The following is a 13,315-nucleotide window of genomic DNA, read 5'->3' as shown; positions in this document are numbered from 1 at the left end:
CACCACGCGGCACCCCGGCAGCGCTCGCGCCCTCCGCCTCGCCGGGCGCCCCGGAATCGCTCGTCCCCTCCGCCCCGCCGATGCGCTCGGCGATCCTGACCGTGAGGCCGTAGTCCAGCTCCGCACCGTCCACCAGCAGGGCTTCCACGGTGCGGGTGGACGGGTCGATGTCCGCCTCCATGCCGTCCCCCGCGTAGCGCGGGTAGCCCGACGCGCCCGTGTCCCCGGTGGCGGCCACGACCGCCGAGCGGATGGCGGTACCGGGAGCGGGCGCGCCGGTGACGGTCTTCTTGAATGCGGGGAACACCAGGATCTCGTAGCTCTGCGGATGACTCATGCCGACGACGCTAGACACGCGCCGTCGGCCGCGCATGTCGTGGCCCCCGGGCGGTCAGCCGGATTCGCGGGCCACGGCCCTGGCCCGGAGCAGGTAGTGACGCTCGGGAGTGCCGCCGGGGTGCTGCACGAGCCGGTCGATCATCTCCGCCAGTGGCTGCGCGGTGGCCAGCTCCGTCCTGACGCTGCTGAGCCGGGGCCGCAGCAGCCGCCCCAGCATCAGGTCGTCCGCGCCCATGACGGCCGCCTCGGCGGGCACCTCCACCCCGGCGTCCTGCAGGGCCCTCATCAGCAGCATCGCGTATTCGTCGTTGTACGCGAACACGGCGTCCAGCCCCAGACCCCGCCACCGTGCGGCGAGGTCCTCGGCCGACGCCTCCTCGTAGCGCAGCGGCACCGGCTGGATCCGGACGTCCGCTCCCGACGTGTCGGCGGCGCGGAGCGCGCCGGCCAGGCGTGGTTCGGAGAACAGGGCGAGGCCGGGTTCCTGGGGCATGACCACCCCGATCCGGCGGCGGCCGGCGGACAGCAGGTGCCGGACGGCGCAGCTGCCGACCTCGCTCTGGTCCATGACGAGGGCGTGCGCACCGTCCACCGGCTGCGGTCCGAGGGTGATCACCGCCTTGGCGCCCGAGCGGGTGAGGACGCCTATGCCGACGGGCGTCAGGGTCATCCCGACGGGCGACACGACGGCGACGGGACGGAGTTCGGCCCAGGCCCTTGCGGCCTCGTCGGGATCGAGGCCGCCGCTGCCGTACTGGACGACGGTGTAGTCGAGGCGGCGCAGATCCGACTGGAGTTCGATGAGGAAGCGCTGCTGGAGGGGTCCGGCCGGGATGTGCGCGGCGGGCAGCAGCACCGTCCTGGTGTGCCCGGCGCGGAGACTGCGGGCCGCCGCGTGCGGGACGTAGCCGAGATCGGAGGCGGCTTCCCTGACCCGGCGGCGGGTGGGTTCACTGATTCGTACAGTTGTGTTGTTGTTCAGAACGTAGGACACGGTGGCCCGGGAGACTCCGGCGAGTCGCGCCACGTCGGCGCTGGTCGGTACGGAGGTGTCGGCGGGCTGCTCGGGTAACTGGCTCATGGCGTCGGGCAGTCTTCCAGACCCCGCGACGCCGCCGGTGGGCCGGGGCACCGGTCCAGGGGACGGGGCGTCAGCTACCCGCGAGTACCGGCCAGACCTGCGGGTCCTCGAAGTTGAGGGCCCACAGCACGGTGTGGGTCACCCCGTGCCTGCGCAGCACCGGCAGATGCGTGGCGACCCCACGGGCGTCCTGATACCAGACCTCGCGGAGCTCCGTGCCGTCGTCGTAGGTGAAGTACGGCGTTCCCGACACCTCGTCCAGCCGGTAGGTGGCACCCTCCTTCACGCGCAGTGTCTCGGCCTCCTTCCAGGTGACGTGCTTCGTGGCGGCCGTGCTGTCGCTGTCCGCGGGCCAGTCCCAGCCGTAGGCGGGGAGCCCCATCTCCAGCTTGGCCGCCGGTACGAGGGCGGTGGCGCGGGTCAGGATGTCCTCGTACCAGCGGGTGTCGGCGAGCGGTCCGGGGTCCCCGCCCGACCAGTGCAGGTTGTAGCCCATGACGCGGACCCGGTCGGCGACGCGTCCGAGGGCCGCGTAGTCCCAGATGCGCCCGGTGGTGGCGGTCTTGGGGAACACGGTGATCACGCACTGCTTGCCGAGGGTCCTGAGCCGGTGGCAGAGGTCCGTCGCCAGGGCGGTGAATCCGTCGCGGACCGAGGCGTAGGTGGCGTCAGCGGTGGCGGCGATGGACTCGTAGTCGAGGTCGAGGCCGTCGTAGTCGCGGGTGGCGACCGTACGCATCAGGGCGTCGGCGTGTTCGGTGCGCCGGGCGGGGCTGGTGAGGATCGCCGCCAGTGCTCCGGACTTCATCGTCTCCATGACCGTGGGGACGACCTTCAGCCCGGCCCGGTGCAGGCCGTCGATGATGCGGCGCTCACCCGCGCCGGGATGCCCGTCGATCCGGCCGGCCGAGACGGCCTGGTACCAGAACGGGCTGACGGTGTGCAGCTGATCGGCGTGGCGCAGGGCGTCCTGGTAGGCGCCTTCCTGGTCCCAGTAGGGAAGCCAGCCGGACACGGTCCGGGGTGGTGCTGCATCCGGGTCCGCGGCAGGTTCTGAGGTCAGGACAGGTCCCGAGGCCGCACCTGAGGTCGGGACAGGTCCTGACGCCGCGACAGAAGGTGTGGGCAGCAGGGCGGCTGCCGCGAGGAGTCCGGCGGCCACCAGGGCGCGGGACAGGCGTGCGGTGACGAGGGGGGTGATCATGAGGTCGAGCCTGAGGTCCGTTTCACGGACCCGCTCCACGGGTTGGGCCGTCCAGGTTCTACGGTGTTGCGATGACGTTCCAGCAGACCGACCACAGCAGTAACAGCTCCACCGACTTCCCCGGCCGCACCGGACCGGCCGCCACGGCGGAGGCCGACCCCCGTGACGTGGGGCCCGTCCGCACCACGTACGCCCCCGACCGCGACGGTGATCCCGATCCCGGTGAGATCGTCTGGACCTATGTTCCTTTCGAGGAGAACGACGGCCGCGGCAAGGACCGGCCGGTTCTCGTCGTGGCCCGTGAGGCCGCGGGCACGCTGCTCGCCGTTCAGCTGTCCAGCAAGCAGCACGACCGGGACCACGAGTGGGTCGGACTGGGTGCCGGGCCCTGGGACAGCTCGGGCCGTTCGTCCTGGGTGGACCTGGACCGGGTCCTGCGGGTGCACGAGGACGGCATGCGGCGCGAGGCCTGTGCGCTGGACCGGGACAGGTTCGACCTGGTCGTGGTGCGGCTGCGGGAGCGCTACGGCTGGAGCTGACCTGCGAGGACCCTGTTGAACGCCGCCCGCACGACGGACTCGGGGCTGCGGTCCAGGATGCCGAAGACGATCTGTTCGAAGTGGCCGGCGAACCGTCCGCCGTCGGCGAGCAGGGCACGGAAGGCGCCCGCCACCTCGGCCGGGTCGTTCTGGAAGACGCCACAGCCCCAGGCGCCGAGAACGAGCCTCCGGTAACCGCGGACGGCCGCCACTTCGAGCACCCGTTCGGCCCGGCTCGCGAGCGCGGCGGGGATGCGGTGCGCGTCCTGAGGGTCCTGTCTGCGGATCACTCCGGCGTTCGGCGCGGGCGAGGTGAGGAATCCGGCGGTGTACGGGGTGTCGAGGAGCCGTCCGCGGTCGTCGCGGAAGACCGGCACGCCGGGTGAGTAAATGACCCGGTCGGTGTAGAAGGCACTGCGTTCGGCCCGGTGGTGGGCGTAGTACTCGGGGGCGCGCAGCAGCGTGGTGTAGAGGGCGGAACCTCGGCACAGGGCCTCTTCCTGGGCCTGCGCGCCGTTCAGATAGCCACCGCCGGGATTGCGGGCGGAGGCGTAGTTCAGCACGGCGACCTTGGCCGCCGACGCGTCCGTCATCCGGCGGGCCGCCTGCAGGCTGCTCTCGCCGGTCACCTCGACGACCGGGACGCGGTCCGTGTCCAGCACGGCGACGGGCACCGGTTCGGGGCCGTACAGCCTGGTCCCTGACAGCGCGGCGGTCAGGGCGCGCTCGATCGTCACCTCGCGCCCGCCCGGCGTCCGGTAGTGCCCGGCCTCGACGATGGCCTCGGTCTCTCGCGCGATGCCGCGCAGTCGTGCGCTCATGGGCGTGCCCCCGTGTGGTGCATACGGGGCATGCTGGACGTCCAGCGGCATGGACGCAACCGGTTTTCCGTCCCGCAGGGGCACCCTTGTGCGAACTCACGGTAAGGGTTTGGGTGGTGAGGAAGCACCCTAAGAGGAGGCCCAGCATGCCCCCGGACACTCCCGGCGCTCATGGTTCGACCGTTGACACACGACCCCTCGGCGAGGACGAGGCGGAGGATCTGCTGCGCGGCATATGTTTCAAGACGGGGCCGCCCCGGACGGTCGGTGTGGAGCTCGAATGGCTCATCCACGACAGTGAGGACCCCGGGACCGCAGTCTCTCCCGAACGCCTCCGTGCCGCCGCCGACGCCGTGCGCTCGGTCCCGCTGGACGCGTCCCTGACCTTCGAGCCGGGCGGTCAGCTGGAGCTCAGCTCCCGGCCTGCGGATTCCCTGATGGCGTGCGTCGACGCCACGACCGCCGATCTGGCCGCCGTACGCGACACCCTCGGACGGACCGGACTCGTGCCGGCCGGATTCGGTGTCGATCCGTGGCACTCTCCCCGCCGGCTGCTCCAGGAGCCCCGCTACGCGGCCATGGAGGCCGCGCTCGACCGTTCCGGGACCGCCGGTCGCGCCATGATGTGCACCTCCGCCTCCGTCCAGGTCTGCCTGGACGCCGGTGAGGAGGAGCCGGGCCCGCTCGGTTACGGGCGGCGGTGGCAGCTCGGGAATCTGCTGGGCGCCGTCCTCGTGGCGGCGTTCGCCAATTCGCCGTTCCGGGAGGGGCGTCGGACGGGCTGGCGCTCGACGAGGCAGTCCCTGTGGGCCGATCTCGATCCGACGCGGTCGCTGGCACCGCCGGGGCATCTCGCACCCCGGGACGCCTGGGCCGCCCACGTCCTCGACACGTCCGTGATGTGCGTCCGGGACGACGACGGCCCCTGGGCCGTGCCGGAGGGGCTGTCGCTCCGGAACTGGATCCGCGGCGGCGGGCCCCGGCCCGCGGTACGCGCTGATCTCGACTACCACATCACGACGCTGTTCCCGCCGGTGCGCCCGCGCGGGCATCTGGAGCTGCGCATGATCGACGCCCAGTCGGGAACCGACGGCTGGCTGGTGCCGCTGGCCGTGACCACCGCGATGTTCGACGACCCGGAGGCGGCCGAAACCGTGTACCGCACAGTGAAACCCCTGGCCGAGACGGCGGGCCTGCCGGCCGCGCCCCGCAATCCGCTCTGGACGGCCGCCGCCCGTGACGGGCTGAGCGATCCGGAGCTGGCCTCGGCCGCCGCCGCCTGCTTCGCGGCGGCGCAGGAGGCGCTGCCCAGGATCGGTGCGAGCGACCACGTGCGGAACACCGTGGCCGCGTTCACGGACCGGTACGTGGCCCGGGGCCGATGCCCCGCGGACGATCTGCCCGACCCGCGGGCGAGGCGGCCGGCTGCCGGACAGCGGCACGGAAGGAGCACGGGCCGATGACCGGTACACCTGTGCCCCCCGGAGCCGGGCAGCTCGACCTCGACCCGGAGGCGCTGCGTCGGCGCGCCCTGACGGCGCTCCTGGCGGCCCGCGCACGCACCGCCCTGCTCACCGACAGCGTCGAGGACCACGACCTCACCGCCCAGCACTCCCCCCTGATGTCGCCCCTGGTCTGGGACCTGGCGCACATCGGCAACCAGGAGGAGCTGTGGCTGCTGCGCGCCGTGGGCGGGCGGGCTGCCCTGCGCCCCGAGATCGACGGGCTGTACGACGCCTTCGAGCATCCCCGGGCGAGCCGCCCCTCGCTGCCGCTGCTGGCGCCCGCCGAGGCCAGGACCTACGCCGCCGACGTACGCGACCGCGCCCTGGACGTCCTCGGCACCGCCCCGCTGCACGGCGGGGGGCGGCCGCTGGAGCAGTCGGGTTTCGCCTTCGGCATGGTCGCCCAGCACGAACAGCAGCACGACGAGACCATGCTGATCACCCATCAGCTGCGTTCCGGACCGGCCGTGCTCAGCGCGCCTGAGCCTCCGGGGGCCACCGACGCCGTCGCGCTGCCGGCCGAGGTCCTGGTCCCGGGAGGGCCCTTCACCATGGGCACCTCCACCGAGCCGTGGGCGTTGGACAACGAACGGCCCGCGCACCGGCGGGAGGTGGCGGCGTTCTTCGTCGACACCGCACCGGTCACCTGCGGCGCATACCGGCGGTTCATCGACGACGGCGGCTACGCCGAGGCCCGTTGGTGGGCCCCGGAGGGCTGGGCCATGGTCCGCGCGCACGGCCTGACCGCCCCTCTGTTCTGGCACAGGGACGCCGGCCAGTGGCTGCGGCGCCGATTCGGCGTGACCGAGCCCGTACCGGACGACGAGCCGGTGCTCCACGTCAGCTGGTACGAGGCGGACGCGTACGCCCGCTGGGCGGGCCGGCGGCTGCCGACCGAGCCCGAGTGGGAGAAGGCGGCCCGTCACGATCCCGCCTCCGGGCGTTCGCTGCGCTACCCCTGGGGCGACGAGGACCCGACGCCCGAGCGGGCCAATCTCGGCCAGCGCCATCTGCGTCCCGCCGCCGCGGGGGCGTACGCGGCGGGCCGGTCCCCGGCGGGTGCCGGCCAGTTGATCGGTGACGTGTGGGAGTGGACGTCGAGCGGCTTCCTGCCCTACCCGGGCTTCGCCGCCTTCCCCTACCGCGAGTACTCCGAGGTGTTCTTCGGGCCGGAGCACAAGGTGCTGCGCGGTGGTTCGTTCGCCGTCGACCAGGTGGCCTGCCGGGGGACGTTCCGCAACTGGGACCTTCCCGTGCGGCGCCAGATCTTCTCCGGCCTCCGCACCGCGAGGGATGCCTGATGTGTCGTCATATCGCTTACGTGGGACCTTCGGTGCCCTTGGGCGCGGTGCTCGTCTCGCCCGCGCACGCACTGGTACGCCAGTCCTGGGAGCCACGGCGCCAGAGGAACGGCACGGTCAACGCGGACGGTTTCGGGGTCGGCTGGTACGCGGAAGGCGATCCGTCGCCGGGCCGCTACCGCCGGGCCGGACCGGTGTGGGGCGACGAGACCTTCGCCGACCTGGCGCGTGTGGTGCGCAGCACGGCGCTGCTCGGGGCCGTCCGTGACGCGACATGGGCGGGCGCGGGCGGGGAGGCCGCAGCCGCGCCGTTCGCCGAGGGTGCGCTGTTGTTCAGCCATAACGGGGCCGTGCCGGGCTGGCCGGCCTCTCTCGGGCCACTGGCCGGCGCGCTGGCGCCCACGGCCCTGCTCTCCCTTGCCGCGCGGAGCGACTCGGCGCTGATCTGGGCGCTCGTGCTGCGGCGTGTAGAGGAGGGCGACGACATATCCCGGGCGGTCGCCGACACCGTTCTCGACATCGCGGCCGCGGCCCCTGGGGCCCGTCTCAATCTGCTGCTCACCGACGGCTCCACGATCGTGGCGACGGCCTGGGGCGACTCGCTCTGGTACCTCCACGACGGCAGCCGCACGGTGGTGGCCTCGGAGCCGTACGACGACGATCCCTACTGGCGTGAGGTCCCGGACCGCACCCTGCTGGCCGCGACCCGCGCCGAAGTCCTGCTGACCCCGCTCAAGGAGCCCTCTGCGTGAGTCCCTTCCTGCTGACCCGCACCCTGCCGGTGGACGCGACGGACGCGGCGCTGCGCGCCGATGTGCTGAGCGGTCTGACCCGGTACCCGAAGACCCTGCCGCCCAAGTGGTTCTACGACGCGCACGGCAGTGACCTGTTCGAGGAGATCACCCGGTTGGACGAGTACTACCCGACCCGTTCGGAGCGGGAGATCCTGATCGCCCGCGCCGGTGAGATCGCGGCGGCGTCGGGGGCCCGGACCCTGATCGAGCTGGGGTCGGGGTCCTCGGAGAAGACCCGGCACCTGCTGGACGCGCTGCCCGGGCTCCACACGTACGTGCCGGTCGACGTCAGCGGGAGTGCCCTCACGGGTGCGGCCGAGGCTCTGCTGGCCGAGCGTCCGGGGCTCTCCGTGCACGCGCTCATCGCCGACTTCACGCACGTCCTGGAGCTGCCGGACAGCCCCGGGCCACGGCTGGTGGCCTTCCTCGGCGGCACGCTGGGCAACCTGCTGCCGGAGGAGCGGGCGGAGTTCCTGCGGTCCGTACGGGCCCGGCTCGCCCCCGGTGACGGGCTGCTGCTCGGTACGGACCTGGTCAAGGACGAGGCGACGCTGGTCGCGGCGTACGACGACGCGTCCGGGGTGACGGCCGCCTTCAACAAGAACGTGCTGACGGTGGTGGACCGTGAGCTGGGGGCGGACTTCCAGCTCGACGACTTCGACCACGTGGCCGTGTGGGACCCGCGGCACGAGTGGATCGAGATGCGGCTGCGGGCACGGCGGGCGCTGACCGTGAAGATCCGGGAGCTGGACCTGGTGGTGCCGTTCGACGAGGGCGAGGAGCTGCGTACGGAGATCTCGGCGAAGTTCCGCAGGGAGGGGGTACGGGACGAACTGGCCGCGGCGGGGCTGCGGCTGGATCAGTGGTGGACGGATTCCGCGGGCCGGTTCGCGCTGTCGCTGGCGACGGCCGACTGAGCGGCGCGCGCCAGCGCGCGCCGGTCGGGCTCACTGCCCGCGGGGATCGGCGGCAGCACGCGGATCTCGGCGGTGAGCCCGGCGGCGGTCACCACCCGCCAGAGCGAGGCGGCGAGCGGGTCCTCGCCGACGAACGCGGCGGCGCCCGCGGGGTGCAGCTCCGCGGTCAGGTACCGGATGCGGACGGGCCGGACCACGGCCCCCGCGTCGACCGCGGCCTGGAAGGCGGCGTGCCGGAAACGGCCGCCGCCGCTCCGGCCGCACCAGGTGCTGCCCTGCGGGAACACGGCCACCCGTGATCCGGAGGCCAGCGCCCCGGCGAGGGCGCGCACCGCGCCGGGCAGCGCCCGCAGGCGGTCCCGCTCGATGAAAAGGGTGCCGCCGAGCGCGGCGAGCGGTCCGAGCAGCGGCCAGGTCCGGATCTCGCTCTTGGCGAGCATCCTGGCCGGCAGCACGGTCGCGACGAGCGGGATGTCCAGCCACGAGACGTGATTGGCGACCACCAGTTCGCCCACCGGGGACCTGCCCTCCCCCGCCGTCACGCCGGTGACTCGTACGCGTACGCCGAAGGCCCTCACCACCGCGTACGCCCACCCGCGGATCAGCCGGTCGCGGTGCGCGGGTCCGAGGAGCAGCACGGCCGGCACGCACGCCACCCCGAGCAGCGTGAGCGCGCAGCCCGCGGTCAGCAGGACGGCGGCGGGCAGCGGCGCGCGGCGCGCGCCCAGGTGCCCCGCGCAGTCGCGCGGGGTGCAGGGGGCGGTGGGCAGCCAAACGCTCATCGCAGCGGGGCGAGCGAGAGGAAGTGGCGGAGGTAGCGCGGGTCCGTGCGGCGCATCGAGAGCAGGACGTAGAGGTCGGCGACGCCGAAGTCCGGGTCGTGGGCCGGGGCTCCGCAGACCCAGGCACCGAGGCGCAGATAGCCGCGCAGGAGGGGCGGCAGCCCGGACCGGCCGCCCGCGCCGCCCTCGGGGTGCCCCGTGGTGTCCCAGAGGCGGTGGGGGGTGACCCAGTATTCCTCCGGCGCCAGGTTGTGGGTGCGTACGGTGTCCCAGCTCCTGGCCGCGAGCGCGCCGCCGTCGGCGAGGGGGACGGAACAGCAGCCGGCCAGCCAGTTGTGGCCGGTGCGCTCCATGTAGCGGGCGAGTCCGGCCCAGATCAGGGCGATGACGGCGCCGTCCCGGTGGGCGGGGTGGACACAGGAGCGGCCGACCTCGACGAGGTCGTCGCGGATCGGTGCGAGCCGTGCGAGGTCGAACTCGCCCTCCGCGTAGAGCCCGCCGGCGAGCCTGGCGCCCTCGGGCGGCAGCAGCCGGTAGGTGGCCACGACGTCTCCGGTGGCCTCCTCACGCACCAGCAGGTGGTCGCAGTAGACGTCGAAGGCGTCGCTGTCCAGGCCCGGTTCGAGGGTGTCGAGCCGGGCGCCGAGCTCTCCGGCGAACACCTGGTGGCGCAGGCGCTGGGCGGCGCGTACGTCGTCCTGGCAGGTGGCCAACGACACCCGGTAGCCGGAGGGGGAGGCGGGCGCGGGTACGCGGGCCGACGGGACGGCGGCGGGAGGGGCGAGGGGCAGCACGGTCATGGCAGTCTCCGGGGACGGATCAGCGGGGGCGGCTGCCGGGTCCTCGCGGAAGCGCGACGGCCCGGCCCCCTTACTTCTTCCGTCACCGGCTTGATTTGACATGACCGCTACGGAGAGCGGGGATGTGCGCCTGCTGAATCCCCAGGTGGCCCACCGTCCCGTGTGCCGGGCAGCGGGGCCGGCCGGCCGTCAGCCGGTGATGAGCTTCGCGGTGATGCGTTCCGACGCCTTCTTCGCCTCTTCCGCGGGGTCGGCGCCCTGCAGCACCGCCGTCATGTAGGGCTTGATCGGGTTGTCGGCCTCGACGGCCGCCCAGTTGGGCGAATTGGGGGTGGCCCGTCCCTCGGCGGCGCCCACGGCCATCGCGGCCGTCCCTTCCTGGCCCTCGATCACCCGGGCGAGGGCCGGCTTGTTGGGCACGTAGTTCATGGCCCTGGCGAGCTCCGTCTGCCACTTCTCGCCCGCCAGTTCCTTGACGACCTCGATGCCCTCGCTCCGCTGGTCGGCGCCCTCCGGCACGATCAGGTCCGAACCGCCGGTGAAGACGGCTCCCGGCCTGGCCGCGGTCTTGCCGGGGATGGGGAAGTAGCCGAGCTTTCCCTTGAGCGCCGGGTTCGCCTGTTCGATGAGCGCGGCGCTGCCGGGCACCGCGATGATCTGGGCGACGTCGCCCTCGGCGAACACGTCGGTCTCCGGGGGCGTCTGCTCGTCGGCGTCCTTGGGGCCGTTGCCGAGCGCCTGGAGCTCCTTGTAGAAGTCCATGCCCTTGAGTGCGGCGGGTGAGTCGAGGGCTCCCTGGTAGTCGCTGCCGCTGTCCTCGGCGAGTTCGCCGCCCTCGTCCCAGATGAATCCGGCCAGGACGTACCAGTTCTGTCCCGCGAGTTAGATGCCCTGCCGGCCCGCGCTTCCGTCCAGCTTCTCGGTGATCTCGACCCATTCCTTCCGGGTCGTGGGAGGAGCGGTGATGCCCGCCTGCTCGAAGAGTTCCTTGTTGTAGATCACGACACGGTTGGCCGCGTACCAGGGAATCCCGTACTGACCGCCGTTGATGCTGCCCGGCTCGGCGAGGCCCGGCAGCCAGTCCTCACCGCCCAGGTCACGCATCGTCTCCAGGGTGAGGTCGCGCAGCTTCCCGCTGTCCGCGTACTGGGCGACCTGGGTGTTGCCGACCTCGATGACGTCCGGCGCGTCGTCCCCCTCGATCGCCCCCATGACCTTGGGACCGATGCCGCCCCACTCCTGCAGAACGAACTCCAGTTCGACAGAGGGGTGCTCCTCCTCGTACGACTCCGTGAAGCGGTCCAGGAAGCCCTGGGAGGCGCTGCCCTTCATCAGCCACACCGTGACCGTGCGGCTGCCGGCGTCCGAGCCGGGGAGAAAGCCGCAGCCGCCCAGGGTGACGGAGGAAACGAGCGCGACGGCTCCGGCCAGTATGCGGATCTTCACGAGGGTCACCTTCTGCGAAACGGCACGACGGAATGACAGGACCCGGGTGGGGGGACTGCGGGCGGCGCTCGCACGGGTATGTGGACCGGAGTTTGGTATGGACCAATCCGCAGGTCAAGCCCCGGTCTCCGGTGCATCACCCACGCGACACCTCGCGCACCGACGGGGAGTAAGGCACCGTGGAACCACGAAAGGAGACATTAGATGTCTAATCACACCTATCGGGTCACCGAGATCGTAGGAACCTCCGAGGAGGGCCTGGACGCGGCGATCCGTAACGGCGTCGCAAGAGCTTCCGAAACGTTGCACAATCTCGACTGGTTCGAGATGACACAGGTGCGCGGCCATATCGAGGACGGCCGCATCGCCCATTACCAGGTGGGCCTCAAGGTCGGCTTCCGGCTCGACGAGAACGCCTGAGGGCGGCCCGGGGCGCCTCCTGACGGGCGCCGGGCCCCGGCCGGATCTTGACGGAACGACGGGCCCCGGCCGGAGCCTGACGGAACGGAGGGCCCGCGGCCGGATCAGGTACGGCCCTCGCGCTCCTGCGCGTCCTTCAGCGAGGACGACGGGACGGCCCACCGGGCACGCACCACCGTGAATCCGGCCAGTTCGGCCGCGTCACAGACCAGCTCGTCGTCATCGACCAGGACCCGCACCTCACGCTCCCGGCCCAGCCGCTTCAGGATCTCCAGCTTGGTGCGGCGGGCCGGCCGCCGGTCGTCGTCGCGGCGCATGTGGAGGCGGCCCCGCGGCAGCCCCTGCTGCTCCAGCCAGGCCAACGTGTCGCGGCGGCAGCGCTCCGGGCGGCCCGTCAGATACACGACCTCGCACTCCTCGGCGCTCGCGAGCGCCAGACCCACGCCCTCCCGCAACGGAGGGTCGTCGACCGCGGCGGAGAAGAACGCCGCCCAGTCGCGCCGTGCGCCTTCCAGGAAGTGCTGCCGGTGGCCGCTGTCCGCGAGCGTTCCGTCCAGATCGAATACGGCCAACGGCCGGGCTTCATCTCTCACGTCCCACAGCGTAGAAGACATGACGAAAGGACAGTCGGCATGACGGACACCGACCTCGACGGACGCCGCGTACTGGCGATCGTGACCAACTACGGCGTCGAGCAGGACGAACTCGTGGTGCCCCTGAAGCACCTGCGGGACCGCGGTGCAGCCGTGGACGTGGCAGCGGTCACCACGGACCCCGTCCGGACCCTCGTCGGGGACGAGGACCCCGGTGACACCGTGCGGCCCGACCTCACGCTGGCCGACGCCGACCCCGCCCGCTACGACCTGCTGCTGGTGCCCGGCGGCACCCTCAACGCCGACTCGTTGCGCCTCCAGGACACCGCCGTCGGCATCATCCGCTCGTTCACCTCGGCCGGACGGCCCGTGGCGGCCATCTGCCACGGGCCGTGGGTCCTCGTCGAGGCGGACGTCGTCGCGGACAAGACCCTCACCTCGTACGCCTCGCTCAGGACGGACATCCGCAACGCGGGCGGCAACTGGGTGGACGAGGCCGTCGTCAGCGACGACACCGGGGGCTGGCTCCTCATCACCTCGCGGACACCGGACGATCTCGAGGACTTCCTCCATGAGATCGGCAAGGAACTCGCGGCGACAGGCTCCTGAGCCGTCGGTCCCGCCCCCCGGCCCGGGGGGGGGGGGGGGGCGGGCCCCCCCCCCACCCCCCCCCCCCCCCCCCCCCCCCCCCCGGCCCCCCCCCCCCCCCCCCCGGCCCCCCCCCCCCCCCCCCCCAAAAAAAAATCCCAAAACGACAACGCCAACCCCCACAA

At 72.5% G+C, this 13,315-nt stretch carries 13 protein-coding genes and 2 pseudogenes; 7 read left to right on the top strand and 8 right to left on the bottom strand.

Annotated features, from left to right (window positions below; translation table 11 throughout):
* Positions 1-64: 64 nt before the first annotated feature.
* From ACFWVP_RS02390 to ACFWVP_RS02380, 3 genes and pseudogenes are all read right to left on the bottom strand, one after another.
* A pseudogene (locus ACFWVP_RS02390) lies at positions 65-337 on the bottom strand (hypothetical protein); the annotation flags it as partial.
* 54 nt (positions 338-391) lie between these two features.
* Positions 392-1,420, bottom strand: coding sequence for a LacI family DNA-binding transcriptional regulator (locus ACFWVP_RS02385; RefSeq protein WP_384493065.1), 1,029 nt, complete (start codon positions 1,418-1,420; stop codon positions 392-394).
* 70 nt (positions 1,421-1,490) lie between these two features.
* Positions 1,491-2,624, bottom strand: coding sequence for a glycosyl hydrolase family 18 protein (locus ACFWVP_RS02380; RefSeq protein ID WP_384493064.1), 1,134 nt, complete (start codon positions 2,622-2,624; stop codon positions 1,491-1,493).
* 71 nt (positions 2,625-2,695) lie between these two features.
* On the opposite strand from ACFWVP_RS02380, the gene ACFWVP_RS02375 reads away from it, so the two are divergent.
* Positions 2,696-3,163, top strand: coding sequence for a type II toxin-antitoxin system PemK/MazF family toxin (locus tag ACFWVP_RS02375; RefSeq protein WP_384493063.1), 468 nt, complete (start codon positions 2,696-2,698; stop codon positions 3,161-3,163).
* Here the strand turns inward: ACFWVP_RS02375 and ACFWVP_RS02370 are convergent.
* The gene (locus tag ACFWVP_RS02370) at positions 3,148-3,984 is read right to left on the bottom strand and encodes a TIGR02452 family protein (protein WP_384493062.1); all 837 of its coding nucleotides are present in this window, start codon (positions 3,982-3,984) and stop codon (positions 3,148-3,150) included. The two genes, ACFWVP_RS02375 and ACFWVP_RS02370, sit on opposite strands and share 16 nt — an antisense overlap.
* 146 nt (positions 3,985-4,130) lie before the next feature.
* Here ACFWVP_RS02370 and egtA point away from each other — a divergent pair, with 146 nt between their 5' ends.
* Genes egtA through egtD form a run of 4 tightly spaced genes read left to right on the top strand, consistent with a single transcriptional unit; the run spans position 4,131 to position 8,501 of the window.
* A complete protein-coding gene (gene egtA / locus ACFWVP_RS02365) occupies positions 4,131-5,447 on the top strand; it encodes an ergothioneine biosynthesis glutamate--cysteine ligase EgtA (protein ID WP_384493061.1) in 1,317 nt (438 codons plus the stop codon).
* Complete coding sequence (gene egtB / locus ACFWVP_RS02360) at positions 5,444-6,790, top strand: ergothioneine biosynthesis protein EgtB (RefSeq protein ID WP_384493060.1); 1,347 nt, start codon at positions 5,444-5,446, stop codon at positions 6,788-6,790. The genes egtA and egtB overlap by 4 nt, the downstream gene beginning before the upstream one ends.
* Positions 6,790-7,542 carry an ergothioneine biosynthesis protein EgtC gene (egtC, locus tag ACFWVP_RS02355; protein WP_384493059.1) on the top strand — a complete coding sequence of 251 codons (753 nt, stop codon included), beginning with the start codon at positions 6,790-6,792 and terminating at the stop codon, positions 7,540-7,542. The genes egtB and egtC overlap by 1 nt, the downstream gene beginning before the upstream one ends.
* Positions 7,539-8,501 (top strand): L-histidine N(alpha)-methyltransferase, encoded by a 963-nt coding sequence (gene egtD, locus ACFWVP_RS02350; RefSeq protein WP_384493058.1) that lies wholly within the window; start codon positions 7,539-7,541, stop codon positions 8,499-8,501. The genes egtC and egtD overlap by 4 nt, the downstream gene beginning before the upstream one ends.
* On the opposite strand, the gene ACFWVP_RS02345 is transcribed toward egtD, so the two are convergent.
* From ACFWVP_RS02345 to ACFWVP_RS02335, 3 genes and pseudogenes are all read right to left on the bottom strand, one after another.
* Complete coding sequence (locus tag ACFWVP_RS02345; protein ID WP_384493057.1) at positions 8,444-9,283, bottom strand: lysophospholipid acyltransferase family protein; 840 nt, start codon at positions 9,281-9,283, stop codon at positions 8,444-8,446. The two genes, egtD and ACFWVP_RS02345, sit on opposite strands and share 58 nt — an antisense overlap.
* Entirely contained in the window at positions 9,280-10,083 is an 804-nt protein-coding gene (locus tag ACFWVP_RS02340) for a GNAT family N-acetyltransferase (RefSeq protein WP_384493056.1), read from the bottom strand. The genes ACFWVP_RS02345 and ACFWVP_RS02340 overlap by 4 nt, the downstream gene beginning before the upstream one ends.
* 189 nt (positions 10,084-10,272) lie before the next feature.
* Positions 10,273-11,529: pseudogene (locus tag ACFWVP_RS02335) on the bottom strand (extracellular solute-binding protein).
* A 204-nt stretch (positions 11,530-11,733) separates the two neighbouring features.
* Here ACFWVP_RS02335 and ACFWVP_RS02330 point away from each other — a divergent pair.
* The gene (locus tag ACFWVP_RS02330) at positions 11,734-11,949 is read left to right on the top strand and encodes a dodecin (RefSeq protein ID WP_277330539.1); all 216 of its coding nucleotides are present in this window, start codon (positions 11,734-11,736) and stop codon (positions 11,947-11,949) included.
* Positions 11,950-12,053: 104 nt separating this feature from the next.
* Here the strand turns inward: ACFWVP_RS02330 and ACFWVP_RS02325 are convergent, their stop codons facing one another.
* Positions 12,054-12,542, bottom strand: coding sequence for a hypothetical protein (locus ACFWVP_RS02325; RefSeq protein ID WP_384493055.1), 489 nt, complete (start codon positions 12,540-12,542; stop codon positions 12,054-12,056).
* A 39-nt stretch (positions 12,543-12,581) separates the two neighbouring features.
* On the opposite strand from ACFWVP_RS02325, the gene ACFWVP_RS02320 reads away from it, so the two are divergent.
* Positions 12,582-13,151, top strand: coding sequence for a type 1 glutamine amidotransferase domain-containing protein (locus ACFWVP_RS02320; RefSeq protein ID WP_384493054.1), 570 nt, complete (start codon positions 12,582-12,584; stop codon positions 13,149-13,151).
* The last annotated feature ends 164 nt before the right edge of the window (positions 13,152-13,315 follow it).

Source organism: Streptomyces sp. NPDC058637, from assembly GCF_042717325.1.
Classification (GTDB): Bacteria; Actinomycetota; Actinomycetes; order Streptomycetales; family Streptomycetaceae; genus Streptomyces.
The sequence above is the reverse complement of the archived record's forward strand: the minus strand, read 5'-3'. Positions and strand labels throughout refer to the sequence as shown.